This window comes from Variovorax sp. CAN15 (assembly GCF_030462475.1).
Taxonomy (GTDB): Bacteria; Pseudomonadota; Gammaproteobacteria; order Burkholderiales; family Burkholderiaceae_C; genus Variovorax.
In genome coordinates, this window is the sequence record NZ_JASMRZ010000023.1 from 51,266 (window position 1) to 76,632 (window position 25,367).

Below are 25,367 nucleotides of genomic sequence, written 5' to 3' on the forward strand. Positions count from 1 at the left end.
AGACGACATGACCACCGGTTCGCCCAGCAACACCTTTCGCGGCACGCGCCGCCGCCTCGCCGCTGCCCTTGCGGCCTGCGCAGCCCTCGCCTTCGGGGCCACCGCCACCACGCCGGCCCTCGCCGCCGACGCGCCCTACCCCACCAAGGCGGTGCGGCTGCTCGTCAACTTCCCGGCGGGCGGGCCCATCGACATCCTCGCCCGCGCGCTGGCCGACGCGCTGCAAAAAGACCTGAAGCAGCCCTTCATCGTCGACAACCGCCCCGGCGCGGGCGGCAACATCGGCGCCGACCTGGTCGCCAAGAGCCCGGCCGACGGCTACACCGTGCTGCTGGGCATCGACAGCACCTTCACCATCAACCCGCACCTGTACGCCTCGATGCCCTTCGCGGCCAAGGACCTGAAGCCGCTGATGATCTTCAGTTCCTCGGGCCTGGCCTTCGGCGTGGCGCAGGGCGTGAAGGCGAAGACGCTGCCCGAGTTCATCACCCAGGCCAAGGCCGAGCCCGCCACCTTCAGCTCGGCCGGCAACGGCAGCCCCGGCCACATCGCCGCCGAGATCTTCGCCAGCGACACCGGCGCGAAGATCACCCACGTGCCCTACAAGGGCAACGCGCCCGCCGTGCTGGCGCTGATGGGCGACGAGGTGCAGGCCGGCATCCTCGCCACGCCGGGCCTGCTGCCGCAGGTGCAGGCGGGCAAGCTGCGTGCCCTGGCCTTGACCGGCAAGCAACGCTCGCCGCTGCTGCCCCAGGTGCCCACCGTGGGCGAGCTGGGCCTGAAGGGCCTCGAGTTCGAAGTGCTCTACCTCTCGATGCTGCCCGCCGGCACGCCCGAGCCGGTGGTGCAGACCCTGCGCACCGCGCTGCGGAAGGCGATGGCGCTGCCCGAAATCAAGACTCGCATCGCCTCGCTCGACATGGTGCCGCTGGGAGAAACCGGCACCGCCGCCACCGAGCACCTGGCCGCCAGCCAGGCGCGCTACGGCCGCATCGTGAAGGCCACCGGCATGAAGGTCGACTGACCAGGCAGACGAAAGGAAAGAGCAGCAGGAAGGGTAAGTCCGGTGAATGGTTGATTTGATCAATCGAGCGCGGCCTCTTCAGAATCGTCCGCAACTGCGGATCCCGCGGCCATACTCGATTGCCATCGATAGCCATCGCCTGAACGACGAAGACAAGGACCTGCCCACCATGCTGCCGACCCGATCCCTCTCCATCACCCGACGCCTTGCCGGCATGCTGGCCATTGCCGGCATTGCAACGGCTTTCGCCACCAGCGCGGCGGCCGCCGAGGTCAAGTTCGACACGCCCCTGCGCATCGTCGTCGGCTACGCCCCCGGCGGCGCCACCGACCGCGTGGCGCGCATCGTGGGCGACAAGCTCACCGCCCGCCTGGGCGTGCCCGTGTTGGTCGACAACAAGCCCGGCGCGGGCGGCCGCCTCGCGGCGCAGCAGGTGAAGACCACGCCCGCCAGCCAGAACGTGCTGATGCTCGCCAACCCCGCCGTGATGATCGTGGCGCCGCTGGTCTTCAAGGACAACAACTACGACCCCGACCGCGACTTCGTGCCCGTGTCGCACGTCAACGACTACAACTTCGCGCTCGCCGTGTCGCCCACCCTGCCCGTGCGCGAGCTGAACCACCTGCTCGCCTGGATGCGTGCCAACCCCAACCAGGCCAACGTGGGCGTGCCGGCCACCGGCAGCCTGCCGCACTTCTTCGGCCTCATGGTCGGCGAGAAGGCCAAGGTGCAGACCCAGGTGATCGGCTACCGCGGCTCGGCCCCGCTGCTGAACGACCTGGTCGGCGGGCAAGTGCCCATCGCGGTGGACACCGAAGACGTGGTCGTGCCACAGCACACCGCCGGCAAGGTCCGCATCCTCGCCATTTCGGGCACCAAGCGCTCGCCCTTCGTGCCCGACGTGCCCACCTTCAAGGAAGCCGGCCTTGACCTCGCCGCCACCGGCTGGAACGCCTTCTTCGCGCCGGTCAGCATGCCGAAGGAAAAGGTCGAGCGCCTCGCCACCGTCATCCGCGAAGTCATGCAGGACCCGGACACCCAGCGCAAGTTCAAGGACTCGGGCATGACACCCGTGGTGAGCACCCAGGCGCAGACCGCCGCGATGCTCAAGGCCTACCGCGCGCAATGGGCGCCCGTGGTCCAGAAATCGGGCTACCAGCCCTGACCCCCGACAAGCAGAAGCAAAGAACCAAGCAAGCGAGAGAGCCCCAGAGAGACATGGCAAGACCCAACATCATCTTCATCGTCGCCGACGACCTCGGCTATGCCGACCTCGGCTGCTACGGCGGCCGCGACGCGGTGTTCGGCCCCGTCTCGCCCGTGCTCGACGGCCTGGCCGCCAACGGCCTGAAGCTCACGCAGGGCTACGCCAACTCGCCCGTGTGCTCGCCCACGCGCTTCGGCATGATCACCGGCCGCTACCAGTACCGCCTGCGCGGCGCGGCCGAAGAGCCCATCAACAGCCGCAGCCGGGGCAGCACCACCCTGGGCCTGCCTACCGACCACCCCACCCTGCCCTCGCTGCTGAAGGCCAGCGGCTACCAGACCGCCCTCATCGGCAAATGGCACCTCGGCTACCCGCCCACCTTCGGCCCGCTGCGCTCGGGGTACGACGAGTTCTTCGGCCCCATGTCGGGCGGCGTCGACTACTTCACCCACTGCGACTCCACCGGCCGCCACGACCTGTGGTTCGGCGAGGAAGACAAGCAGGAAGACGGCTACCTCACCGACATCCTCTCCAAACGCGCCGTCGACTACGTCGAGCGCATGTCAGAGCTCCAGAAGAAAAAGGAAACCCCCTTCTTCCTGAGCCTGCACTACACCGCCCCCCACTGGCCCTGGGAAACCCGCGACGACGCGGCCAAGGCACCGAACATCAAGGACAACCTGTTCGACCTGGCCGGCGGCAACATCAACGTATACCGCCGCATGATCCATCACATGGACGAAGGCATCGGCTGGATCATGGACGCGCTGAAGAAGCACGGCATGGCCGACAACACCCTGGTCGTGTTCACCAGCGACAACGGTGGCGAACGCTTCTCCGACAACTGGCCGCTGGTCGGCGGCAAGATGGACCTGACCGAGGGCGGCATCCGCGTGCCATGGATCGCGCACTGGCCAGCGGTGATCGGCAAGGGCGGCGAGAGCACCCAGCTGTGCATGACCATGGACTGGTCGGCCACCATGCTCGACGCAGCCGGCGTGGCCGCGCACCCCGACTACCCGCTGGACGGCGTCTCGCTGATGCCCGTGCTCAAGGACGCATCGAAGAGCTTCCGCCGGCCGCTGCACTGGCGCATGAATCATCGCGGCCAGGAGGCTCTGCGCGACGGCGACTGGAAGTACCTGAAGGTCGACGGCAACGAGTACCTGTTCAACATCCCCGGCGACGAGCGCGAGCGGGCGAACCTGGCGAAGAAAGAGCCGGAGCGGTTGGCTGCGATGCGGGCGGATTGGCAGGCGTGGAATGCGACCATGCCGGCGATTCCAGAGGATGCGACTGTCAGCCTTGGGTATTCGGTTAAGGACATGCCGCAGCGATAAGCGAGCGGCGGCGGCAGGGCTCCCTGCCGTCATGCCCTTCTCTCATTCAGTGACGCTGCGCAGCGCCACTGCTACGGCAGCGGAACACTGCCGGGTGGCTGAAGCGGATAAGACGCCAGCACCTCGTGCCACACCGGCCGCGTCTTCAGCCACGAACGCACGAACAGAAACTCGCGCACCGGCCAGCGAACCGGCGGCATGGCCGGCGCAGCGGCGCCCGATGCCTTGCGGGCGATAGTGATGTGCGGCGCCCAGTCGTCATGCCGGCCCGACAGCCATGGCGCGAGCTGACGCACCACGGCTTGCTGCAACCGGTCGAGCGCGGCGTGCGGCTGCGGGCGCACGATGGCGATGCCGTTGTGGGCCCAGACGCCGGACCAGTCCAGCAGCAGATCGAAGCTCTCTTCCATGCGCAGATCGCCCAATGCCTGGCGGATGCCTTCGACGGCGGCATCGCCCTGTGGCGAGATGTGGCACAGCGTCATGTGCAACCGGTTCGGCTTAGGCAAGCTGGGCTTGGGCTGCGTGCGCCAGACCCACTGCGCGCGGTGCTCGGCGATGGCGGCCTGCACCGCCTCGTCGGGCTTGAGCCAGGCGTAGAGCATGGGCATTTCAAGTCGCGCGCGGCGCGCGGCGTCGGCGGGGGTGAAGGGGGTGATATCCATGGTGGGTGGCATTGGATATCAGGCGGCGGCGTCATGCTTGAACCATCGCGAGCAGAAAGCTATGCGCGATGGGACTGAAAGCATTTGAAGGCGACCGGGAACGAGTACCTGCTCGGCATTCCCGGCGATGAGCGCGAGCGGGCGAATCAGGCGAAGGAATTGGAGAGACTGGCTGCTATGCGGGCCAATTAGCAGCCTTGGAATCCGACTATGCCGGGACGGTTAGTTTGGGGATTCAGTTAAGGATATGCGGCAGCAGTGAGAGGGCGGCTGCACGGTTATGCACGAGATCGTTAGAAGGACGTGCATACGGCTTCCGACAGCACGTGAAGATGAGCGGGCATGTGTTGGTAAACGTGATCCGGTCGTGCCTTGCTAGACCGTGTAACTCGACAGCGCAATCAGGGAGACTCTTCCAGCAACTTACTTACGCCCATCGTCGACACGTGGTCGTCGCACACGATTTCGCTTGCGGGTAAACCACTGGTATTGACCTGGACGCTGCAGTTCACAAAAAGAAATAACGTATGCATAATTGGCTCGCCTAGCATTTGTTCAGCTTCGGCTGAGCCGGGTCGCGGGTCGCGGTCCGCCTTTTATTTTTACCTTACGGCGAAGGAGTCCAACTCGGATTCCCGCCAGTCGGCAGGAAGTCCGAGTTGGACTCCTTCGACGCTCTATGTAGGCAAGTCTTATGCGCAATCTCTTCTACGAAAATAGTGCGGTTGGCATCAGACTTAATGAATTTGGGCTGTCCCTAAAGGACAGCCCTTCTTTTTTGTCTCGATCTAAACAGCTTATTTTTTTGTGCGGCGCCAATCAAGCACCAAACACTCCATCGCAACGGCGCACAAATTTAAAAAAATTTATTCATCAAATATCACCAGATTACACGGTCATTTATGCCGAAGGGATTTTCAATGAAATCAAAAAATTTGGCCCGCAAAAAAACGTCCTCGACCTCGAGCACAGAATTTCAGACGTCGCAGACAAGGTAATAATAATCCTAGAAAGTGAAAGCGCTTTCTGCGAGCTAGGAGCATTCGCGCACGAAAAATTGCGTCACAAGTTAATTGTTATTAACAACGCCAGATTTGAGCACAGCGAATCATTCATAAACACCGGACCAATTGCCGCATTGAAAGAGGCAAAATCTCCTGTGATGTGGTACCCAATGACTTCCAACGGGATCAAAGTATCGGATGGCATAGGCGCGATATTTAAGGATCTAGAAGCGGCTCTTACACATCAGCCGGCCGATGGCGGCCCCGTTAATTATGAAACTCTTGGTGATTTGCGCATGAACAAAATCAGCCTTTATTTTTTGCATGATTTGGTATTACTATCTGGCCCCGTAAGCTACAAAGAGCTGATATCGTGCCTGATCTCACTATTTGGCCATAAGAGCTTTGACGCCGCGAGTAGTTTACTGGCCGTCCTCAGAGAGGCGGGGCTTGTTACAGATTTATCTACAAACAAATCAACCCCAAATTTGCCTCCCATCTATGAGGCCGTGACGACTGATTTTTTTCTCAAATACAAATATGATGTCTACGCACTGATGGCGGCATTTCGTGTTTTCCATCAGAAGCGAAGCCCTCAGAGATTTGCATATGAATGACATAGTCTCCAAGATTTCAGATGACTTAAAGATACCTATCGCAACTTTAGAAATTGCGATCAGGCTAGCCAAAACTCGCTGCCGAAAATTTTCAATCCCAAAGAAAAATGGAGATACACGACAGATAATTCAACCTTCAGTAAAGGTCAAGCCAATTCTTTTGTGGCTAAGCCTAAACATACTTGACTCGCTTCCGGTGCATAGTGCAGCCACTGCATTCAGGAGAGGAAAATCGATCCTTGACAACACGTCCAAGCATAAAGAAGCAGACTATTCCGTTCGATTGGATTTAAAAGACTTTTTCCCCTCAATCAGGTCCAAGGATCTTTGGCGAGTCATGCTCGATTCTCGCCATCTAATTCCAGAATGGTCGATCAAAGAGGATGCGCTTCGACTTATCTCCAATGTTTGCTTTGATCAAAATAGTCAACTCCCTATTGGTTATTCGACATCTCCAGCGATCGCAAATTCTGTGATGTATCGTATCGATACCACGCTCGCCAATGCTGTGATGGATGATTCGCGCTTTGGCGCCGCGACCATAACTCGTTACGCGGATGATTTTGTTTTCTCGACGAATAAACGAGGAGCCTGCAAGAAATTTTTTGAATTGCTTCATGAGGTCGTAGAAGCAGCAAGCAGTCCGTCGCTACAGATTAACGAAAGCAAGACGCGCTATATGAGTCGTGCTGGCGGCTCAACAATAATTACCGGTCTTAGAGTGAACAACTCAGGTGCTGTAGTCGTTCATGGAGATTACCGCGATCACGTTCGACTTCTTCTCAAGCTGTTTGATTCCGGAAAATTAGCACTAGACCAAGTACCTCAACTAGCAGGCCACCTTGCCTACATTGAGCATGTCGATCCCGCGCTATTCACCAAGCTCTCATTCAAACATTACAAAAGAATAGAAGAAATTCGGTCTCTGCAGCCTGTGGAATAAATTTTTGCCGCACGATCCAATCGTTGCTCCGGCTACCAACTCATTGGCCGCATCGCAGTCGTACTAAAGAGCAGGAGGGACAAACTGCCTCTCACCATAAGCATGCACCAGCACCCCATATCCGCATCCTGCCCTAGATCCCCAGTGATCCAAAGGCAGCGCCCTGGGCCCTTCTCCCCCTTCCTCAAGCCATTCGTTGCCTTCGCCAAAGCAACACCACAGCGGCGAGTTCAGTTGCGCCAGTTTGATTTCTCGATACGTAGAACAGTGGAGAGAACACATGCCTAAGTTGAAGTCAGAGCGACATCACTGGTGGCCTCGATGCGTATCCCGTCGATGGTCGGCAGCAGACGGAAAGATCGGTTGGATCAAACCGGATGGCACCGAGATTCGAGTTCCACCCGATCAACTAGGGCTCATTAACAATGGGCACCACGTGAAGCTTGCCTCAGACACGGCAGATTCGACGCCGTGGGATTTCAGTTTCGAGAAGGAATTCAATGCGGCCGACAACCATTTTCCGTCGCTGATCACTTGGCTCGAAAGCCTCGAAAGAAAGTCTCCGGAATCCTCCGAGCCTGCCTCTAGATATCTAGCCCAACCCGCCACTGATGAACAACTATGCGCATTCACTGAGAGTGTGGTTTCGCTGGCTGTACGCAGTCCGGCGACTCGCGAGGCATCGGTGGCATTTGCGGAAGATCTGAGAGGTCCTTTGGCATCCAGTGAGCGCAACGCACTCACCGGCCTGAACATGCGCAACTATCAACGGACCATTGCCGACAGCATCGGTGCGAATGCAAAGTTCGCGGTTCTCTTTTCACCGAAGAAGGAATTTATCTATGGTGACGGGTTCTTCCACAACCTCAAAGCTCTGACTGTCGCTCCGCGCAAGCCAAAGTTGCTAGTTCCGATTACGCCTTCGATGAGCGTGATCATTAGCAAGCCTCGATCCTTCATGGCTTCTCCTCGCCTATCAACGATTGTGCTTCGCGAGTCAGAAGTTGATCAGTGCAACCACGCCATTCAAGCCTATTCGTGCAGAGCGCTCTTCTATCGATCAGAGAGGCCTCTAATTGATGACGTTTTTCGGAAGGGCGAGCACCTCGAATACGCCCACACTAATAATCCAATAGATAAATTGATTAGTGGCCTACCTGGTGTTGTCCCAAACTTCACGGCGTCGGATCGTGAATGAATCGCCCCGGGATTCGCGGAGGCTGTTTGGTTTAAGTCAGGCCACCACCTCGGTGTTCTGACTGGCGAGTTGCCGGTAGTAGTTTGCCTCGGCTTCTGCTGGCGGGATATACCCGATGGATTCGAGCAGGCGATGGTGGTTGAACCACGACACCCATTCAAGCGTTGCGAGTTCCACTGCCTCCTTCGTTTTCCAGGGTGCTCGGCGATGAATGAGCTCGGCCTTGTAGAGCCCGTTGATGGTCTCGGCCAAGGCGTTGTCATAGCTGTCGCCCTTGCTGCCCACTGACGGCTCGATGCCCGCTTCTGCCAGGCGTTCGGTGTAGCGGATGCTGACGTACTGCGAGCCCCTGTCGGAATGGCAGACCAGGCTTCCATCGCGTTCGGGCTGCCGGGCATACAGAGCCTGCTCCAGTGCATCGAGCACGAAGTCGGTTCGCATCGAACTGCTCACCCGCCAGCCGACGATGCGCCTGGCAAACACATCGATGACGAAGGCCACGTACAGCCAGCCCTGCCAGGTCGAGACGTACGTGAAATCGCTGACCCACAAGTGGTTGGGCCGCTCGGCGCGAAATTGCCGATTGACCCGGTCCAGCGGGCATGGCGCCTTGGCATCGCCGACGGTGGTGCGCACGGCCTTGCCGCGCATCACACCACGAAGGCCTAGCCTGCGCATCAATCGCTCGACCGTGCAGCGGGCCACGACAACACCTTCGCGTGCCAGTTGCCGCCACACCTTGTCGGCGCCGTAGACCTGCATGTTGGCCTGCCAGACACGTTCAATCTGTGGCATCAGCATCTCGTCACGATGCGCCCGGGCGCAGCGCTTGTGGGGCTCGCGCAGCAGCGCTGCGTGTCTTCGGTATGCCGACGGGGCGACCTGCAAGACCTTGCAGAGCGGCTCGACCCCGAAGGTATCGCGATGCTTGTCGATGAAGTCCTTCAGGACTTGAGCCGGCGGTCGAGCTCCGCCTGGGCGAAAAACGCGCTGGCCAGCTTCAATATCTCATTGGCCCGGCGCAGTTCCTTGACCTCGCGCTCCAGCTCCTTCATCCGCTGGGCCTCGCTGGTCGTGATGCCTTCACGAACGCCGGTGTCGACCTCGGCGCGCTTGACCCATTCGTTCAAGGTCTGCGGGACACATCCAATCTTCGGCGCGATGGACTCGATGGCCGCCCACAGCGACGGGTACTCCCCCCGGTGCTCCTGCACCATCCTCACCGCGCGCTCACGCACCTCGGGCGAGAACTTGTTTGACTTGCTCATGGCTCAATCCTCTCAGAGTGTTGAGCCTCCTCAAAACCCGGGGCGATTCAGGATGGCCCGAACGACAACAACTCGCTGTCCTCGGCAATCGGGCGATCGGTCTCAAACACTTCGAGCACTCGTGCTCTCGTTATTCCAAGAGCAGTCAAGGCGCTTTGGCGTATCACGATACCGTAGGAGAAGGTGACTTCGATACTCATCTCAGAAAAGGATGTGGCTGTGATTTTTGAGGAACGCGCATTCGGTCAACGAAATTTGACCCGCATGATGAGTGACTGGTTCTGGCCGGATTCTGCCGTAGACGCGCCGCCGTCAGTAGGCCCACAACAGATATTTCACCCGCTCTTAAGCGGGCTTACTGCTGACGGTCCTCTCACCTATATCGGCAAGGATGTCCTTCGCCAACTCCGCTATTTCCTGATTGGGGCTGGCGGTGTACCCGAACAGTCGCGGGCGCTGCGCGATGACCATACGCCGCAGTTCTTGAAAAGTTGCCGTCTCATCTGGTCGGTCGAAGTGAACGCAGCGCCAGACAAGCTCGAGGAGTTCAGTCGTCAGTTCTTCATCGGCTTGAGGCAAGACGTCGAGAACAAACGGGAGTGCATGAATCGCTACTGACGGAGGGCCGATACCACTCGAAACCAAAGCGCACCAGAGTTCGCGGCTTGCGGCGAGTGCGGCGGCCGAATCCGAACTTGCGAGGCGTTCCAGTACTTCCCCCATCTTGTCCGCTGGGCCGAGGCAGGTCTTGAAATCGCTCCAAGGAATCGCATCCAGTCGCGCCCGAAGCGAGGTTTGTGTGGGTTGGGTCATGGTTCAATCTCCACACCTCTCTGGCAGGTAAGCCAGAGATAGAGATAGCTTCAAAGTAGCTGGCAAAAGGCCAAATGACTGGTTGTGGCCGTGTGCTGACAGGCATCGGCCGGAGCGGATGGCTACAGCCGATTCTCTCGCAGCAATCCGATGAGCTCTCGTTGTTCAGTGACCAGCTTCTTGCAGTCATCGTTCATGGCCATCAATTGCTCGCCACTTAATGGCATCTCCTTCTCAAGTTCGTCCACCCATGACAGCGTCAACTGAGTACCGGCGCTGAGTGATCCCAGCCGAAGCATCAGACCCCTGGCTGTTCGGTTCGCATTCTTGACCTGGTCGCTGTAGGCTTCTCGCGCAGCAATGCCGAACAGGTAGCTGCATCGGATGGCACGACGGGAGTCTTCAAGCGTTGGATATCGAACCTCTGCGAACAGCGCGGCTGACACAAACAGAAGGAATAAGAACGTGGAGATTCTCAAGATCATGGGACTGGGGTCTATGGCGCCTTGAGCGGTGCGATGGGATGTCTGGTTGTGGCCGGGTCCGGTCCTATCTTGCTCCGGGTTTCGTGGAGGGTGCTTTCATCGCAAAGGCCGGCTTGTCGTTCCGGTTGAAACCGACTGTCTCATAAAACTGCAAGGTCGCTTCATCTTTCCTTCCGGTCATCAGCATGGCTTTGTAGCAGCCTTGCGACCAGGCGAAAGATAGAGCCTCGTCAAGCACAGCCTTGCCGTATCCACGCCCCCGATGGTCGGCGTGAGTCACGACGTTCTCGACTACGGCATAAGGCTTGCAGCCACGGGTGAGATTCGGGACAACGGTGACGGTACAACTGGAGATGAGTTGTTCAGCCGCGTAAGCCCCGAAGTATCTGTAGCGCGGGTTGCCCATCAGCTCCTGCCATATGGATTCGACGGTGGTAGTGTCGGGCAATGGATCGTCAGCGTCGTGAAGATGCTGGTACAGGGCCAGCAGGCTCTTGAGTTCCGAAGGGGCGATTTGTCGAACTTCCATACACCTCCTTGAATTGCCCGCTGGTAACGAAGGGCCGGTCATGGCCGAATGTAGCTGGAGAGATCATCAACGCAAAGGCTCCATAGCGGTCATGGGCCCTCCCCGAAACGGGCACTCATCATGTTGTGTGCCACATCCTGACGGGCTTGGCGCCAGCCTGAGCAACTCGGCACGGATACTCGGATGCGATCTCTATCGAGCGATGGCTCGAGATGACCCAAATGCACGGCAGTCGTCTACCTTTCCGGGGCCGCCGCGAGGATGCGTTCGGCAAGTACGGAAAATTGCCGGGAGCTCACGGCGTTGCGTTTGTACCAAAGCTTGCTGTTGTCAACCCGATGGACAATAACGATGTCTCGTGCCTGATCGATCAGCATGTACTGGCCTCCGGCCCCATCCGCCAACGCCAGTTGCTGCTCCGGCAGGCGCCATGAGCGGAATGCGTTGGAAGGCACCCACCACAGGTAACCGTAGCCGCCCCCACCTCCTACCGGACTGTACGAAGTGATGCTGTCGCGCAGCCAGGCGGACGACACCAGTTGACGCCCCTTCCATCGGCCCCCGCGACTCACGAGCAGGCCCAGGCGCGCCAGGTCCCGTGCCGACAAGTACATCAGGTAGGCGGGGTGGTCCGAACTGCGTTCGTATTCGAATTTGGTGTCTTGGGGATAGCGAAAATCCTCGAATTGCAGCGGCTCGGCGAGGTCGGTTTTCAAGGCTTCGAAGACGGTCCGGCCTGTGCGGCGCTGGAAGATGGTACCGAGGGTATTGAAGTCCCAGTTGTTGTAGTACCAGAAGGTGCCGGGTGCATGGCTGCCGCGCTCGGGCCGGCGCCGTTTCGCATCGGCAGTTTCGTAGGCCGCCTCGTGGTAGACCCCTGAGCGCGCTTGCAGCAGTTGCCGGACCGTGGCGGTTCGCTCGACATCCGAAAGTCCACCCTTGTCGGTGATCTCGAGCGCGGCAAGGTCCTGGTCCAGATCGATCGCGCCACGGTCCACCTGCATGCCATAGAGCACGCTCAGCACGCTCTTGCGCACCGACGCGAGATTCATCGGCTTTGCGATGTCGCCATAGGCATGGATCAGAACGCCTCGATGGATGACGAGGTAGGCATCGGAGCGAAGCGAATCGGCGTACTCGTCGGCGAGCTTGAGGGCCTCTGCCGACCATCCGCTTGGCGCATTGGCGGCGGGTGTGCTCCACGACGCGCTCGGGTAGGCCGCCTGGGCCTGGGCCTGCACGGGTGCGAAGACGCAAACTGCCGCCAGAGGCCAGGCGTACATGGTGGCGGATCTCGTCAGTCGCATGGCTGGAAGCGTACGCATGCCGGCACCACGTGAATCGCCGTCAGGACGTTCTCTCCGTCCATATGGCGCGATGCGAACTTGACCCATGCGCCTTCCGAAAGGTCTGTCAGCAGCGAGCGATCTCTCACCCTGAAAATTTGAGTCGTGAAAGGGAGCTTCGAGCGCGGCAGCAACTTCAGGCGGATATAGGACCTGTTCCCGGCCTCCTCATGCAGGGACGCAACGCGTGCGCGTGTAAAGACCGTCGCGGCGGCCTGAGGTTCCGGCGTCGTCGGGGCGGCGGTTTCAGCGGATGCACCGGCCATCGCGATGATGGCGAAAGTGCATGTTGCAGCAGTACGAAGTCTGTTCACACCCTACCTCCCAAAGATCAAGCCTGTGGCAGCCGGAGTTGCCCAGCCTGGGCAAATCGTCCGCCATTTTGCAGTGCCTCATGGCGCGCAACGCGCGCAGAATTGATGATTTCCGGGTGAAGGCGGGCACGTCATGCGGCACAAATGCCACGTGGGTTCGTGCGATGGCTCGCCGAGCTCCAGTCACGATGAAATATTTTCTCCGTCTTCCTGTTCTTTTCGCTGCGGCCGCATGCACCCACATCGGCGCTCAAACGCTGGACGCCGTGCCGCGCGGTTCCAGCGACTCGCTCATTCCCGCTACCGCGCATGGATCCGTTTCCGACGCCAATGCCGCCGTGTTCAAGGCTTGCGCCGACGCTCCTGCCGCGCATGGAGCGTGTCCGCTCAACGCGGTTTTCGGCCTCTTCAAGCTCGCACCGAACAACGATGTTCTCGACTTCAGGGCTTCGAATACCGTCCCTCGGGTCATCGACCAGAATTACGGCTGGATCCTGAAACTCAACCGGCAGACCGGCAAGGTCCGCGTTCTCGAGCGCATGACGTTGCCGGAAAGCCCGAAGACGTGGGGCACCGGTGGCCAGCCGTATGGCACGTCGGCGGATCGCAGGACTCTTTCGCTGGACGTGACCCTGACGGTCTACAACGGCACGGTTTCGAAGTCCTGGGACGTGGCCAAGGGCGATCCTCCCGGCCACTACCTGATCAGCGCCTACGTCGAAGACTCCGCCCCGGTGCAGTTCGAATTCGATGTCGTCGATCCAAGGTAACCAACGGCCGCGAATCTGTGGGTCGAATTCATTTCGGCCGCCTTTCCACGCCACGCTGGTGCAGATCACGGATTCCGTCCCGCGGCGACCGAGGCAGCGCAGCACCGACACCCGTTGGCTCAGCTCCGAGTCCAAGGAGCAACGAGCCTATTGCGGATCCTCCTGATCACGCACGTGAAGAACGGTGCCATCGGGCGAGAACTCGAGCAGCAGCGGTGCACTCAGCATCTGATACTTCTGCGCGAGCTGAAACAACGCATCCTTGAAGGTTCCGGTGAAGTTGCCGGAACGTACCTCGGGCGTGATCGTGTAGTCGCGCGTGCTGTCCCAGCGCACCTCTATGCCCACAGCGGAGCCCCAGTGCATGATCACGCGACGCAGGGAGTCGTCCTCGATGGGCCATTGAGCGCGGACGGCATGAACTTTTCGTTCGGTGAGCCAGGTGGACCCTGTCGCGGTCGCGCTCGCCGCGGGATCCGCGGGGACAACCGCCTCCGGCCCGGGGAGCGCGACGGCTGCAGGCATGTCGCGCGATATTCTTTCCACTTGCACTCCCGCCGTTGCGTTGGCGAGCGTCGCTGCAAGGCTCATGCTCATGCCTACCCAGCTTGAAGGACGGAACAGAGCCTTTCTCATTGGAGAGTCTGTGGAATGGGGGAGTCGGACAGGCAGGTCGGGGGCCGGCTGCACGTGGTGGAGCATGTCGCGGCGGCAAATCGATTTCTCATCTTATCCGGCTCGCGGTGTTCGACGGGGCTTGCATGCCGCAAGCGCTGAAACCCGATGAAAAAACGGACCTCGAGGGGTCCGTTCGTGTCTTTTTTTCGGGCGGCGCTGCGAAAGCAAAACCTACTCGGCGGCTTCACCGTCCTCTTCATCTTCTTCCGCTTCGGCCTCCTCCGCACGACGCACCGTCAGGAAGTTGGTGGCATCTTCCACGAACCCGATGGCCTTCTCGTCGGGAGCCATGCCGCGCACTTCGGTCTGGATGCCGTCGCCATTCTTGTAGTCGACTTGCACCAGCGCAAAGCAGGCCAGCGGCTCTTCCATTTCTCCTTCATCGCCGCCGTCGTAGACGGCGACCCACCCTTCGGCAGGCATGATCTGAAGGATCTTCACATCTTCCATCGATTCACTCCAAGTTGAAAACGCCGCGCAGCATATCCGATGGAGATGCCCGCCTCGAAGCGCCGCGATCGGATGTCCTGAAGGCATATGTCTTCTTGCGTATGCCTTGCCGCGCGCATGGCAGTTGAACGCCGTCGCGGGAGGGAAACGGCAGCTTCTGCCCTCGGCGCGGCGGCGGTTCTCATGACTTTGGTCATTTCTGGTTCGCGACTGTCCGCACTAACATGACCGGACCATGGCTACAGCCGCATCACTGCCGCCACACGTCGCGCTGTCGCGCAGCGAGTCCGGCGTCGCCATCCCGGCGCGCGGCATCCTGGTGGTGGACGACCACGAGCTGGTGCGGCTGGGCCTGAGGGCGCTGCTGCTGGCGGAGACTGCAAGCGTGCCGGTGCACGAGGCGCGCAGCCTGGCCGATGCGTTGCGCCTGTACGAGTTCTACCTGTCGTCGCATCTGCTCGTGCTGCTCGATCTCGATCTGCCCGACTCCCAGGGCCTCGATACCCTGGTGCGCTTCAGGCGCGCCTTTCCTTCGTCGCGTGTGGTCGTGCTCTCGGGCAAGGACAGCCATGCGCTGATGCAGGGCGTGATGGCGCTCGGCGCGCAGGCCTTTCTGCCCAAGACCGGCCATCTGGGTGAGGTGTTGCGCTACGTGCGGGACAACGATCTGGTCGCCCGGCCGGTCTCGCCGTCCACGGCTGCGGTCGCCGCTCATGCCGTGCCGGCGGTGGCCGAACTGCAGCCGCAACTGAATGCGCGCCAGGTCGAGATCCTCGATTGGGTGCTTTCGGGCAAGTCGAACAAGGAGATCGCGCAGCTCTCGCACCTGACAGAGGGCACGGTCAAGAACCATGTGTCCACCCTGTTGCTGCTGTTCGGCATGCGCTCGCGGGCCCAGCTCATCAGCAGCCTGCGGTGAGCTGATCTCCTCGCGCTTTGCGGCCTTCGACGTGGCGAAACCCGCATGCCAGCGATGAATGACCTGCATCAGCCCGAGCTGGCCCAGCGGGTGCTGCGCGAGCAGGTGGCCGCAGTCCATGCCAATGCGCCGGCCGCGTATCTCGCGGACTTCCTCACGGCCCAGTCGCTGGGCATCGGCCTGTTCCTCGCCACATGGCGCTGGCAGGTCCTGCTGTGGATGGCGCTGCACCTGGCATTGACGCTGCGTCGCGCCTACAGGCGCTATCAGCGCAGTCCCGATGCGGACGCCCATCCCGAGCGATGGGCGCGCTTCAATGCGCGCAACGTGCTCTTGCGCTCCTGCGTCTGGGGCCTGGCGCCGTGGCTGTGCGTTCCGCCGGGGCGCCACCTGGGGCTGTGGGTCATGGTCATCGTGATGATGATGGGGGGCTGCGCCGGTGGTGCGCTGTCGCTGGCAGTGCTCAAGCGCAACATTCCGCGCTTCATCGTGCCGAGCATGGCGAGCCTGACCCTGGCGCTGGCCTGGCGCGGAGACCGCACACATCTGTTCCTGGCCTCCGGCTGCCTGCTCTACATGTGCGTGATGATCATGTTCGCGCTGCAGCATCACCGGCTGCTGACCGCGTCGCTGACCATGCGTTTCGAAAAGGAGGCGCTGGCCGAGCAGCTGAGCCTTCAGATTGCCGCCACTCAGCGTGCCAGCGAGGAGAAGACCCGCTTTCTCGCCGCGGCCAGCCACGACCTGCGCCAGCCCATGCATGCCATTGCGCTGTTCGGTGCGGTCATCGAGAAGAAGCTTCGCGGCAGCGAGGATTGGGACCATGCGGCGCGGCTCATGGACGCGGTCGGAACGCTCGGCGACTCGCTCGACACGCTCCTCGACATCTCGCGGCTGGATGCCGGCGAGGTGGCGCCGCAGATCCGGCCGGTGGAACTCAACCCGCTGTTCCTCGCGCTCAACAATGTGTTCGCGGCGCAAGCGGCCGACAGGGAGCTGCAGCTTCGGTTTCGTGCCACGCCTTGCTGGGTGCTGAGCGATCCGCAGCTGCTGCAGCGGCTGCTGTCCAATCTGGTCGACAACGCGCTCAAGTACACGCGGCGCGGCGGCGTGGTGGTGGCCGCGCGGGCACGCGGGCCCCTTGTGTGGATCGACGTGCGCGACACCGGCATCGGCATTGCGCGGGAGCACCTCGGAAGCATCTTCGACGAGTTCTATCAGATCGGCAATCCGGGGCGTGATCGGGCGAGGGGGCTGGGCATCGGGCTGTCCATCGTGCAGCGGCTCTCGCGCCTGCTGGGGCATCCACTGCAGGTTCACTCGCGCCCGCAGCGCGGCAGTCGCTTTCGCGTCGTGCTACCGGCCGTGCCAGCGATGGGTGTCGTGCCGTCCATTGCGCGTCCGGGTGCCGTCTTGCCATTGCCGCGGCGCGTGCTGCTCATCGATGACGAAGCGGCAATCCGCCTGGCCGTCACCGGGCTTCTGCAGGCGCACGGTGTGACCATCGACGCAGTGGCCGGCGAGGCGGAAGCAGAGGCCGTGCTGGCGCGGGCCGCGCATGGAAGCCGTCCTGTCGAAGTGCTGCTGTGCGACGTGCGACTGGCCGATGGCGCCGACGGGCTGGCCGCCGCACAGCGATTGCGTGCCCGCTTCGGACCCCGTTTGCGCGTCGTGCTGATCACCGGGGAAACCGCGCCCCAACGGCAGCAGCAGATGCACGACTCAGGGCTGCAGGTCCTGCTCAAGCCGGTGGCCGCCGACAGGCTGCTGCAGGCCCTCGCACCGCTGGCGCGATGTGACGGGACGCCCGCCGGCATGCGCGCCTGACGACTATTTTTTGCTGCGTTGCGATGACCTTCGACACTGGATCGAGGGTGTTGCGTTCCATACCGTGGAGGCCTTCTCGTTCACTCCACTCTTGAAAAAAGGAAGGCCATCATGAATTCCACACGTACGGTTTCCCGCGCATGGCGTGCACCCGTTGCGCTTCTCCTGACGAATCTGCTGCTGGCCGCATGCGGCGGCGGTGGGGGCAGCGGCGGCGGCTTTCCCGGTTTCGCCGTTGCTCCGGCACCCGCGCCTGCATCGCAGGGCACGCCGCCACCCGCACCCGCGCCGGAAGAGACCGCGCCCGTCATCACGACGCAGCCATCGGATACCACCATCGGCCAGGGCGTGGCCGCCACGTTGAAGGTGCAGGCCGTGCGGGCAACGGCCTATCAGTGGCAACGCAGCGTCGATGGCGGTGCAAGCTGGAGCGACGTTTCCGGCGCCACCGGCGACAGCTTCACCACGCCTGCCAGCCAACTCGCCGACAACGGCCAGAAGCTGCGCGTGCTCGTGAGCGGTGCCGATGGCAGCGTGACCAGCCAGGCCGCCACGTTGACGGTCAAGTCCTGGGTCGCCAGCGTGATGGCGACCACTGGCGTGACCTACAGCAGTCCCTATCAGATCCTGCTGGATTCCAGCGGCGCGAATCTCTACGTGGCCATGGGCGGCAACGGCTCGGTCTACAGGATCGACACCGCCAGCGGCAACGGGGTCGAGGTGACGCCCGGCGTGAGCATGAATGCGCCGTTCGGCCTGGCGATGGCAGCCGATGGAACCTTGTACGTGAGCGAACGGCACCGCATCAACAAGATTGCTCCCGGCGCGACCACGTTCACGACCTGGGTAGGCTCCGACAGCAGCGGTTACGCAGACAGTCCGTCGGCTGCGCTGTTCAACAACCCCGCCAGCATCGCGCTGGACGGCGCAGGCAACCTGTTCGTGGCGGACCTGGAGAACAAGCGCGTGCGCAAGGTGGCCGCGGACGGCACCACCACCACGCTCGCCGGAGACGGCACGCAGGCCTTTCTGGATGGAGTCGGCACCGCCGCACAGTTCGCCCGTCCGCAGGGCCTGGCGATCAGCCGCGACGGACGCACGCTCTACGACACGGACACCGACAGCCTGTGTCTGCGCAAGATCGACGTGGCCACCGCCGAAGTGAGCACCCTGCTGGGCGATTGCACCAGTGCCAGCCCCGGTCTGGCCGACGGAACCGCTGCCACGCCGGCGAAGCTCGGCTACACCTACGGCGTGACGGTGGACGCGAACAACAACGTGTTCCTGACCCACGCGTGGGATGGCGTGGCACGCGTGGTCTCGCCCTCGGGCGAGATCAGCACGCTGCGCGACGGCACCGGTGCGGCGCTGACCTTCAACTTCCCGATCGGCGTGGCGGTGGCCGGCGACGGCACGGTCTATGTGGGTGCGTCCCACGGCAACCAGATATTCAAGCTCACGCTGGCACCTTGAGGAGCATCAGGGAGTCCGGCGCGTCCTTGCCTGTCATGCCGAGATGCGAATCACGGAAATGCGGGGGAGGCCGGCAGCTGCGGCGTCGGCGGCCAGCCGCGGAGCGGCACCTCGAAGATGCGCGCCTCGAACTTCGAGAAAGTCGATCTTCCATGCGGCCGCCCGCGCTCAGGCAGAGGTGGCCAAGAAGGCCTTGGCCCGTGCCAGGAGTTCCTTGGCTGCCTTCTTGGCTGGGCGTCGATCCGCGATCTTCATGGCGAGCCGCTCGACGATGGGGCGATGCCCGATGCCGATGGCGATCGCCAGGAGTTCTTCCTGGTGCGGATGGATGGCCGTGTAGTCCCTGCCGATCGCGGCGCAGCGCGCCACGGCTTCATCGAACAGCAGCTTGAAGCGGTCCGGTTCGTTGCGCGCGTTCAGCAGCAGCTGGAAGAAGGCCCACTCGACCATGTGCCCGTCGTTGGCAAGTCCGTGCCCGGCCCAGTCGAAGGCTGCAGCCTGGCGCAGCAAGGGTTCCGCAGCCTCGATCATCGCTGCGCGATTGAACGCGATGCCCGCCCGCGCGAGATGGTTCATCGCCTGGTTGGGCCTGGACCGCTCCGCCCGATGCTCGGCATCCGCTCTTTCGGCTGCAAGGCAGAAGAGCAGGGCCGCCTCGGCGTGGAGTTGCCGGCCCTGGCGGTGATGCGCGCGGCTGGCAACGTCGAAGGACGAGAAGGGCTCGTCTTCTTTTTCCCTGATCAAGGCGCTCGCCGCATCGCGGTCGAAGGTGGGTAGATTCATGGCTGGATGGAATGCGAGGAAAGCATTGTGCGGCGCTCGTGCGGGTCTGCCAACGGCCGGCTGCGACGAATGACGGCACAGCCATCTGCTGCTTTCGCCGAGGTTCTGCGCGACCTCCAGGGCGGCACCCGCGAGGTCTAAACTGTCGCTCCCGCTTTTGCAGGAGACGATTCCATGTCCCGATTGCTCGTGCGCAGTTTCGGCGTTTCTCTCGACGGCTTTGCGGCCGGCCCGGACCAGAGCCTGGAGCACCCGCTGGGTATTCGCGGCCCCGAACTCATGGACTGGTTCTTTCCCACGCGCGTCTGGCAGCAGATGCACAAGACCGGCGAGGCCAACGGCGAGACCGGTGTCGACAACGAGATCGCCGAGCAAGGCTTTGCCGAAATGGGTGCCTGGATTCTCGGGCGCAACATGTTCGGGCCTGTGCGCGGTCCCTGGCCCGACGAGAGCTGGAAGGGCTGGTGGGGCGACGAGCCGCCCTACCACGTGCCGGTTTTCGTGCTGACCCACCATGCCCGCGCGCCGCTGAAGATGAAAGGCGGCACCACCTTCCATTTCGTCACCGGCGGCATCCACGATGCGCTGTCACAGGCGCGCGCCGCGGCAGGAGCGCGCGATGTGCGCGTGGGCGGCGGCGTCGCTACCGTGCGCGAATATCTGAAGGCCGGCCTGATCGACGAATTGCACCTGGCCGTGCGGCCAGTATTGTTGGGCAAGGGCGAGGCGCTGTTCGCGGGTCTGGACCTGCCGGCGCTGGGCTACCGCTGCGAGCGGCAGGTTGCGGGCGAGCGCGCCACGCACATGTTCTTGTGCCGCAACGCGCCTTGATGCGGATATCGAACCGGTCCATGCGATAGACCGGAATCGGGAAGGGCCGCATGCGCTCGCGTCGCGATTGCTCAGACTCCCTCGATGATCCGCAGATCCCGCTCGGCCCCATCTCCCAGTGCATCGAGTGCCGCTTGATATTCGGGGCTGTCATGGGCCGCCGTGGCCTGTTCGATGCTGTCGAATTCGATCAGCACGGTGCGTTGCTGCAACCCGTGCTCGTAGACCTTGGTGGGCAGGCCGCGTGCCAGGAAGCGCCCGCCGCCGGCAGAGAGGGCGGGGCCCGCCAGCTTCGCATATGCCGCCAGCTTGTCGGCGTCTTTCACGGCGCGGTACGCGCTGACCCAATAGGCTTTTGCCATGGTGGCTTCTTTCACGTTTGTTGACCGGCGAACAATATAGCTCGCCTGTTCGCTTCCGGTCTCGAAGGGCCACGGCGAGAGGCCGCGTCTCGCCTGCTTGCAGGGGCCGTGCCTCAGCAGGCCGCGGAAGCGTCCGCGCGGATCACGGCAACCGGCACTCCTTCGTCCCGCCACATCAGCAAGCCCCGCTGCATGGCTTCACGCACGGCTTGCGTGCGCGACCGCACGCCGAGCTTGCGGTACATGCTCTTCACCTGCGCCTCGATGGTGTTGATCGAGCGGTGCGTCGCGTCGGCAATCTGTCGGTTGGTCGAGCCGCTCGCGATCATGCACAGCACCTTGAGTTCGCGCGACGACAGCGGCGTGACGAGGACACGAGGCTCGCAGCCGGTGGCGGAAGAAGCGATGGCTCCGAGGATGCCCTGCGCGGCGCGGGCCGCGGCCGGCGCGTCGCCCGTCTCGATCGAGCGCAACAGGAATGCCAGCTGCACCTCGCTGGCCTGGTTGAACAGTTCGCACAGGGCGCCGGCCACCGCCATGGCATGGGCGGAGCGGCCCGGGTGCATGGACACGGAGAATGGCGCGGGGGCGTGGAGGGACTGCATCATGAAAGTGAAAGGGAAGGCTGCACTGGCTGCGGCTGGCGGATCGTTGCCCGGGTCGCCGGGAAGCGAGTTCAATGGTATTAATCGCTGCGCGCCCGCGCACCTGCTTTCGGGGCTTGGATGTGTTGCGGATCACATTCCCGCGCAAAGAGCCCGTGGCCCGCGAATGGGCTTCGGCAGCGCATGAGTTCGAAAGCGGCCCGCAAGTCACTCGGCCGCGGGCCGCACCTGAGGTCGCTGCCGCGCCTTGTGGTGAGCCGCATGGGCATGCCCCGAGTGCAGACAAGAAGCGATGCGCACGCGGCGCGCGTGGTGCCGCAGCCTGCCTGAGCGGATCGCGCGCGCAGGCTCCCATGTTTGTGTGTTCCCTCGCGCAGGCCTGGGGAGGCACCATCAGGTGATGTACCTACATCCCCTGATGGCGGGGCTGCCGCCGGCGGAGCGCACCAAGCTCGGCGAATCCACCCGCCTGCATTCCTACAAGCGCAACGAAGTCGTGCTGGCAGCAGGCGATTCGACCGACCAGATCTACTGCGTGGCGAGCGGCCTGCTGCGCGTGGTCTCGTTGAATCAACGAGGCGACTCGGAAATGACCACGGAGTTCATCGGCCCCAACGACTTCTTTTTCCACCTGTCGATGCAGGAAGACAGCTACTGTTCGAAAAAGACTTTGATTGCCGCGCTGCCTTCGTCGGTGTATCTGATTCCCATCGGGGAAATGCGCAGCCTCTGCACCAGACATCCGGAAGTGGCGCTCGGCCTGCTGGGCCTTGCGATGAAGCGCATGAGCACGCTGCGGGGCCAGTTCCACCGCATCTCCGTGCACACGGCCGAAGACTCGGTGCTTCGCGTGCTGCAGCAGCTCACGCGGCTCGCGCCGGCAGGCGAGCAAGGCTATGACAAGCGCATCACGCAGTCGGTGATCGCCTCTTACTCGGGCCTGTCGCGCGAAGTGGTCAACAAGACCATGCGCGACTTCGAACTGCGTGGCGTGGTGCGCCGCGACGACGACGGCGTGCACGTCGTCAACGATTTCGCGACGACCGACTTCGCCTGATCCGCCTGGGGTGGGCAGCGGACAGGCCGGCGGCAAGCCGGCCTTCCGAATTCAATCTTCTTGCTGTTCGCCGGCACGGCCTGTGTGCCGCATGTCGAAGAACTCCGGCGGAAGCATCGGGTCATGCTGGTGCGGCTCGACGGCCGTCAGGCTCTGTTCGATGGGCAGCAGCCCGCCGAAGTCGGTGGCGGCAAAGTCCGGCTGCACGTGCACCCCGTGCTCGTCGCGCCGTACGAGACCTCGGTTCTCCATGTCGCGCATGGTCTTGTTGACCACTTCGCGCGACAGGCCCGAGTAAGAGGCGATCACCGACTGCGTGATGCGCTTGTCGTAGCCGCCCGAGCCCGCGGGGGCCAGAAGCGTGAGCTGGTGCAGAACGCGCCCCACCAGGTCTTCGGCCGACAGCGCCGAGATGCGGCGCAGCTGTCCGCGGATGACGCTCATGCGCTTCATTGCGAGGCCCAGCAGGCCGATGGCCACTTCGGGGTGCGCGCCGCACAGGCGGCGGATGGCGGCCACGGGTACCAGGTAGACGGCCGAGGGCAGGGCCGCGATGAGCGTCTGCATGGCCTGGTAGCGGTCTTCCGCGAATGAGGGGCTCAGGAAGAAGTCGTCCTGGCGGATGAAGTCGGTGGTGACGTCGCTGGCCTGGGCGCTGCCCTTGCCGTGGGCGACGACGCGCAGCAGCCCGCTGGCCACGCAATAGATGCGGTCGGTCCACGTGTCGGCCGCCAGCACGGTTTCGTTGCGCTTGAAGGAGCGCAGCTCGCAACTGTGGACGAGTGCTGCCCGCTCCGCCGGCGGTACGTTGGCAATGAGGGGATGCAGATACATGGCTCTTGTCGAATGCCCTGCCCGGGGGCCGTGTAGACAGATGCCGGGCGCGGGAGGAAAAAGCCCCGGCGGGCGCGGGAGCGCACACGCCGGGGCGGGGGGGACGATGCTCAGCGGGCCGAGGCGATCGTCGACACGGCGGAGTTGCCCACCGCCGTTGCCGTCACCTGGTTGCCCGCCGCGCGCAGCGTGCTTCCGGTGGTGGCACCCGTGATGCCCACGCCGTAGTTCACGGCGGTGGCGGTCGCGGTGATGGCGCCGCTATTGGTCTGGTAGTTGCCCACCGCGACCGTCGGACGGTTGGCCGCCGTGGCAGCCACGGTCACCGCGTTGGTGGCGGTGTTGCCGTAGGCCTGCGCGGCCACGGTGTTGCCCGTCAGCGCGGCGGTGCCGTTCGTGATGCCGGGCGCCGTGCCGGCGGTCACGCCGTTGAGCGCGACCTGGTACGTGCCGCTCGCGCTGGCCGACACGTTGCCGCTGTTGCCCTGCGTGTTCAGCAGCGCCGCCGTGGCCTGCGTGGCGCCGCCGGCCGAGCTGCCCGCGACCGGCGATGCCGCGGCATAGCCGCTGCCCGCCGACACGTTCAGCGCGTTGCTGGCTGCGTTGCCGCGTGCCAGCGCCGCGGTGCTGTTGCCGTCGATGGTGATGCCGCTGTTCAGCGCCGCGGCCGTGGCCGGCGAGGTGCCTTCCAGCGTGAACGTCGCCGAGGTCGACGCGTTGGCCGTCACGGCCGCGCTGCTCGACTGGGTGTTGTTCAAGCCGGCATTCGCGCCGAGCACCGCTGCGCCGTTGAGCGCCACGCTGTTGTCCGCACGGTTGGCCGAAGCCTCGGCGGTCGTGCTGTTGCCGCTGATCGTCGCCGTGCTGTTGGCCAGGCCCGTCGTGGCCGAGGCCGTCTGGTCCTGGTTGTACAGGCGCGTGGTCGCGGCGCTGTTCACCGAGGTGGTCGCCGTCTGCGCGTTGTTCAGCACGTGGTCACCGGTGGCGGTGCCGGCCGTCAGCTGCGCGTTGATGGCGGCGCCCACCGGCGTGACGTTGGAGGCCGTCACGCTCAGCGAGTTGGAGGCGTCGTTGATCACGCCCAGCGACACGTTCTTGTTGCGCGACAGGTCCACCGACGATGCCGAGACAGCACCCGGTGCGTACAGCTCGAGGTCCGAGGCCGCCGAGACGGCCGCGTTGCCCGACTGCGCCGACGACAGGGCCGAGGTGCTCGACACGTTCGTGCCGGTCAGGCTCAGGCTGTTGGTGGCCGTGTTCGCCACCGCTGGCTGTTGTCGGCTGTTGTCGGACACGCTCAGCGTCGAGCCGGAGATGGCCGCGCCGGCCGCCGCGTCGATGGCGTAGGTGCCGTAGACGCTGGTCGACAGCGCCGCGCCGCCCGTGACCTGCTGCACATTGGAGACCGTGTGGTCGGCCTGTGCACCGGTTGCGCCGCCCGTGAGGCTGCCCGCGCTGGCCGTGGTCGCGCCGCCGGAGGCGATCGCGTTGCCTGTGACCGAGGCGCTGTTGGCGGCGCTGTTGCCGGTGACGGCGGCGCTGCTGCTGTTGCCGTTGACGGCGAGCTGCGAGCCCGTGACGTTGCCGCCCACGGCGACGGTGACGCCGCCCTGGTTCGGGATGGCGGCGACGGCCGACGTGCCGGGGATGGTGGCGCCGAAGGGAACCGACTGTGAGTCGTGCAGGTTGTCGTAGGTGGCGGTGGTCACCGTGCCCAGAATGCTCGCCGGTGCCGTGAGCAGGCCGGTGTTCACGCCCGTGCCGACCGTCCAGCCGTGCGAGGTCAGGTAGGTGATCTCCTGCGGGGTCAGGCTCGACTGCTGCACGCCCAGAGTGCCGCTGGTGATGGTCGTGTTGCCGCCGAGCGTGCTGCCGCCGAGGGCTACCCGTACCGCCCAACGCGGCTTCACGCTGATCGAATTGATGGTGGTGCTGGTCATCATCGGCGTGCTCGCGGCACTCATTGTCCCCAACGTGATCGAGCGCGCCGACGACGCCCGTGTGACGGCCGCCCGGACCGACATC

Annotated in this window: 28 protein-coding genes and 1 other annotated feature; of the genes, 13 read left to right on the forward strand and 15 right to left on the reverse strand. The window is 63.2% G+C overall.

What is annotated here, in order from left to right; all coding sequences use genetic code 11:
- Positions 1–7 precede the first annotated feature (7 nt).
- From QMO14_RS16525 to QMO14_RS16535, 3 genes are all read left to right on the forward strand, one after another.
- On the forward strand, positions 8–1,024 hold the full coding sequence (locus QMO14_RS16525) for a tripartite tricarboxylate transporter substrate binding protein (RefSeq protein WP_301508415.1): 1,017 nt from the start codon (positions 8–10) through the stop codon (positions 1,022–1,024).
- A 169-nt stretch (positions 1,025–1,193) separates the two neighbouring features.
- Complete coding sequence (locus QMO14_RS16530; protein ID WP_301508417.1) at positions 1,194–2,189, forward strand: Bug family tripartite tricarboxylate transporter substrate binding protein; 996 nt, start codon at positions 1,194–1,196, stop codon at positions 2,187–2,189.
- Between the two features lie 53 nt (positions 2,190–2,242).
- Positions 2,243–3,571 carry a sulfatase gene (locus tag QMO14_RS16535; protein ID WP_301508418.1) on the forward strand — a complete coding sequence of 443 codons (1,329 nt, stop codon included), beginning with the start codon at positions 2,243–2,245 and terminating at the stop codon, positions 3,569–3,571.
- Positions 3,572–3,642: 71 nt separating this feature from the next.
- On the opposite strand, the gene QMO14_RS16540 is transcribed toward QMO14_RS16535, so the two are convergent.
- Entirely contained in the window at positions 3,643–4,236 is a 594-nt protein-coding gene (locus QMO14_RS16540) for a 2'-5' RNA ligase family protein (RefSeq protein ID WP_301508419.1), read from the reverse strand.
- A 694-nt stretch (positions 4,237–4,930) separates the two neighbouring features.
- On the opposite strand from QMO14_RS16540, the gene QMO14_RS16545 reads away from it, so the two are divergent.
- The 3 genes from QMO14_RS16545 (at position 4,931) to QMO14_RS16555 (ending at position 7,998) form a co-directional block, all read left to right on the forward strand.
- Entirely contained in the window at positions 4,931–5,857 is a 927-nt protein-coding gene (locus QMO14_RS16545; protein WP_301508420.1) for a retron St85 family effector protein, read from the forward strand.
- Positions 5,850–6,800, forward strand: a complete 951-nt coding sequence (locus QMO14_RS16550; protein ID WP_301508421.1) for a retron St85 family RNA-directed DNA polymerase — start codon at positions 5,850–5,852, stop codon at positions 6,798–6,800. Before QMO14_RS16545 ends, QMO14_RS16550 begins: the two co-directional genes overlap by 8 nt.
- A gap of 280 nt (positions 6,801–7,080) precedes the next feature.
- Complete coding sequence (locus QMO14_RS16555; RefSeq protein WP_301508422.1) at positions 7,081–7,998, forward strand: hypothetical protein; 918 nt, start codon at positions 7,081–7,083, stop codon at positions 7,996–7,998.
- 36 nt (positions 7,999–8,034) lie between these two features.
- Here QMO14_RS16555 and QMO14_RS16560 read toward each other — a convergent pair.
- The 7 genes from QMO14_RS16560 to QMO14_RS16590 all read right to left on the reverse strand — a co-directional run bounded on the left by QMO14_RS16560 (position 8,035) and on the right by QMO14_RS16590 (position 12,753).
- Positions 8,035–9,266 (reverse strand): IS3 family transposase gene (locus tag QMO14_RS16560; RefSeq protein ID WP_157007711.1). Its coding sequence is split into 2 segments (ribosomal slippage): positions 8,035–8,978 and positions 8,978–9,266, totalling 1,233 coding nucleotides; the frame shifts between segments, so codons are not numbered across the junction.
- Positions 8,872–8,988, reverse strand: a sequence feature (AL1L pseudoknot). (Overlaps the previous gene by 117 nt.)
- Positions 9,267–9,313: 47 nt before the next feature.
- A complete protein-coding gene (locus tag QMO14_RS16565; RefSeq protein ID WP_301508426.1) occupies positions 9,314–9,466 on the reverse strand; it encodes a hypothetical protein in 153 nt (50 codons plus the stop codon).
- Between the two features lie 145 nt (positions 9,467–9,611).
- On the reverse strand, positions 9,612–10,079 hold the full coding sequence (locus QMO14_RS16570; RefSeq protein ID WP_301508428.1) for a hypothetical protein: 468 nt from the start codon (positions 10,077–10,079) through the stop codon (positions 9,612–9,614).
- 122 nt (positions 10,080–10,201) lie between these two features.
- Positions 10,202–10,564 carry a hypothetical protein gene (locus tag QMO14_RS16575; protein WP_301508429.1) on the reverse strand — a complete coding sequence of 121 codons (363 nt, stop codon included), beginning with the start codon at positions 10,562–10,564 and terminating at the stop codon, positions 10,202–10,204.
- 64 nt (positions 10,565–10,628) lie between these two features.
- Complete coding sequence (locus QMO14_RS16580) at positions 10,629–11,093, reverse strand: GNAT family N-acetyltransferase (protein ID WP_301508430.1); 465 nt, start codon at positions 11,091–11,093, stop codon at positions 10,629–10,631.
- 236 nt (positions 11,094–11,329) lie between these two features.
- Positions 11,330–12,376, reverse strand: coding sequence for a serine hydrolase (locus tag QMO14_RS16585; protein WP_301508431.1), 1,047 nt, complete (start codon positions 12,374–12,376; stop codon positions 11,330–11,332).
- A 14-nt stretch (positions 12,377–12,390) separates the two neighbouring features.
- Positions 12,391–12,753, reverse strand: a complete 363-nt coding sequence (locus QMO14_RS16590) for a hypothetical protein (protein WP_301508432.1) — start codon at positions 12,751–12,753, stop codon at positions 12,391–12,393.
- 80 nt (positions 12,754–12,833) lie between these two features.
- Here QMO14_RS16590 and QMO14_RS16595 point away from each other — a divergent pair, with 80 nt between their 5' ends.
- The gene (locus tag QMO14_RS16595; RefSeq protein ID WP_301508433.1) at positions 12,834–13,523 is read left to right on the forward strand and encodes a hypothetical protein; all 690 of its coding nucleotides are present in this window, start codon (positions 12,834–12,836) and stop codon (positions 13,521–13,523) included.
- Positions 13,524–13,670: 147 nt separating this feature from the next.
- Here QMO14_RS16595 and QMO14_RS16600 read toward each other — a convergent pair whose 3' ends face one another.
- Together QMO14_RS16600 and QMO14_RS16605 are read right to left on the reverse strand one after the other, a co-directional pair.
- Complete coding sequence (locus QMO14_RS16600; protein WP_301508434.1) at positions 13,671–14,120, reverse strand: TcpQ domain-containing protein; 450 nt, start codon at positions 14,118–14,120, stop codon at positions 13,671–13,673.
- A 252-nt stretch (positions 14,121–14,372) separates the two neighbouring features.
- Positions 14,373–14,651, reverse strand: coding sequence for a hypothetical protein (locus tag QMO14_RS16605; protein ID WP_301508435.1), 279 nt, complete (start codon positions 14,649–14,651; stop codon positions 14,373–14,375).
- Between the two features lie 235 nt (positions 14,652–14,886).
- Here QMO14_RS16605 and QMO14_RS16610 point away from each other — a divergent pair, with 235 nt between their 5' ends.
- The 3 genes from QMO14_RS16610 (at position 14,887) to QMO14_RS16620 (ending at position 18,870) form a co-directional block, all read left to right on the forward strand.
- Positions 14,887–15,570 (forward strand): response regulator transcription factor, encoded by a 684-nt coding sequence (locus tag QMO14_RS16610; RefSeq protein ID WP_301508436.1) that lies wholly within the window; start codon positions 14,887–14,889, stop codon positions 15,568–15,570.
- A 54-nt stretch (positions 15,571–15,624) separates the two neighbouring features.
- Complete coding sequence (locus QMO14_RS16615; RefSeq protein ID WP_301508438.1) at positions 15,625–17,397, forward strand: hybrid sensor histidine kinase/response regulator; 1,773 nt, start codon at positions 15,625–15,627, stop codon at positions 17,395–17,397.
- Positions 17,398–17,508: 111 nt separating this feature from the next.
- Entirely contained in the window at positions 17,509–18,870 is a 1,362-nt protein-coding gene (locus QMO14_RS16620; protein ID WP_301508440.1) for an SMP-30/gluconolactonase/LRE family protein, read from the forward strand.
- 168 nt (positions 18,871–19,038) lie between these two features.
- Here QMO14_RS16620 and QMO14_RS16625 read toward each other — a convergent pair whose 3' ends face one another.
- Complete coding sequence (locus tag QMO14_RS16625; protein WP_301508441.1) at positions 19,039–19,653, reverse strand: hypothetical protein; 615 nt, start codon at positions 19,651–19,653, stop codon at positions 19,039–19,041.
- A 174-nt stretch (positions 19,654–19,827) separates the two neighbouring features.
- Here QMO14_RS16625 and QMO14_RS16630 point away from each other — a divergent pair, with 174 nt between their 5' ends.
- Positions 19,828–20,484, forward strand: a complete 657-nt coding sequence (locus QMO14_RS16630) for a dihydrofolate reductase family protein (RefSeq protein ID WP_301508443.1) — start codon at positions 19,828–19,830, stop codon at positions 20,482–20,484.
- A 71-nt stretch (positions 20,485–20,555) separates the two neighbouring features.
- Here the strand turns inward: QMO14_RS16630 and QMO14_RS16635 are convergent, their stop codons facing one another.
- Complete coding sequence (locus QMO14_RS16635; protein WP_301508445.1) at positions 20,556–20,846, reverse strand: DUF1330 domain-containing protein; 291 nt, start codon at positions 20,844–20,846, stop codon at positions 20,556–20,558.
- A 113-nt stretch (positions 20,847–20,959) separates the two neighbouring features.
- Positions 20,960–21,412, reverse strand: coding sequence for a response regulator transcription factor (locus tag QMO14_RS16640; protein ID WP_301508454.1), 453 nt, complete (start codon positions 21,410–21,412; stop codon positions 20,960–20,962).
- A gap of 439 nt (positions 21,413–21,851) precedes the next feature.
- On the opposite strand from QMO14_RS16640, the gene QMO14_RS16645 reads away from it, so the two are divergent.
- Positions 21,852–22,508: a Crp/Fnr family transcriptional regulator gene (locus QMO14_RS16645; RefSeq protein WP_301508447.1), complete on the forward strand. Its 657-nt coding sequence runs from the start codon at positions 21,852–21,854 to the stop codon at positions 22,506–22,508.
- A 51-nt stretch (positions 22,509–22,559) separates the two neighbouring features.
- Here QMO14_RS16645 and QMO14_RS16650 read toward each other — a convergent pair whose 3' ends face one another.
- Both QMO14_RS16650 and QMO14_RS16655 read right to left on the reverse strand, forming a co-directional pair.
- Entirely contained in the window at positions 22,560–23,342 is a 783-nt protein-coding gene (locus tag QMO14_RS16650; protein ID WP_301508448.1) for a Crp/Fnr family transcriptional regulator, read from the reverse strand.
- Positions 23,343–23,452: 110 nt separating this feature from the next.
- On the reverse strand, positions 23,453–25,285 hold the full coding sequence (locus QMO14_RS16655) for a hypothetical protein (protein WP_301508456.1): 1,833 nt from the start codon (positions 25,283–25,285) through the stop codon (positions 23,453–23,455).
- Here QMO14_RS16655 and QMO14_RS16660 point away from each other — a divergent pair.
- Positions 25,209–25,367: prepilin-type N-terminal cleavage/methylation domain-containing protein (locus QMO14_RS16660; protein ID WP_301508455.1), on the forward strand; the 159-nt coding region annotated here is incomplete at its 3' end. The genes QMO14_RS16655 and QMO14_RS16660 overlap by 77 nt on opposite strands.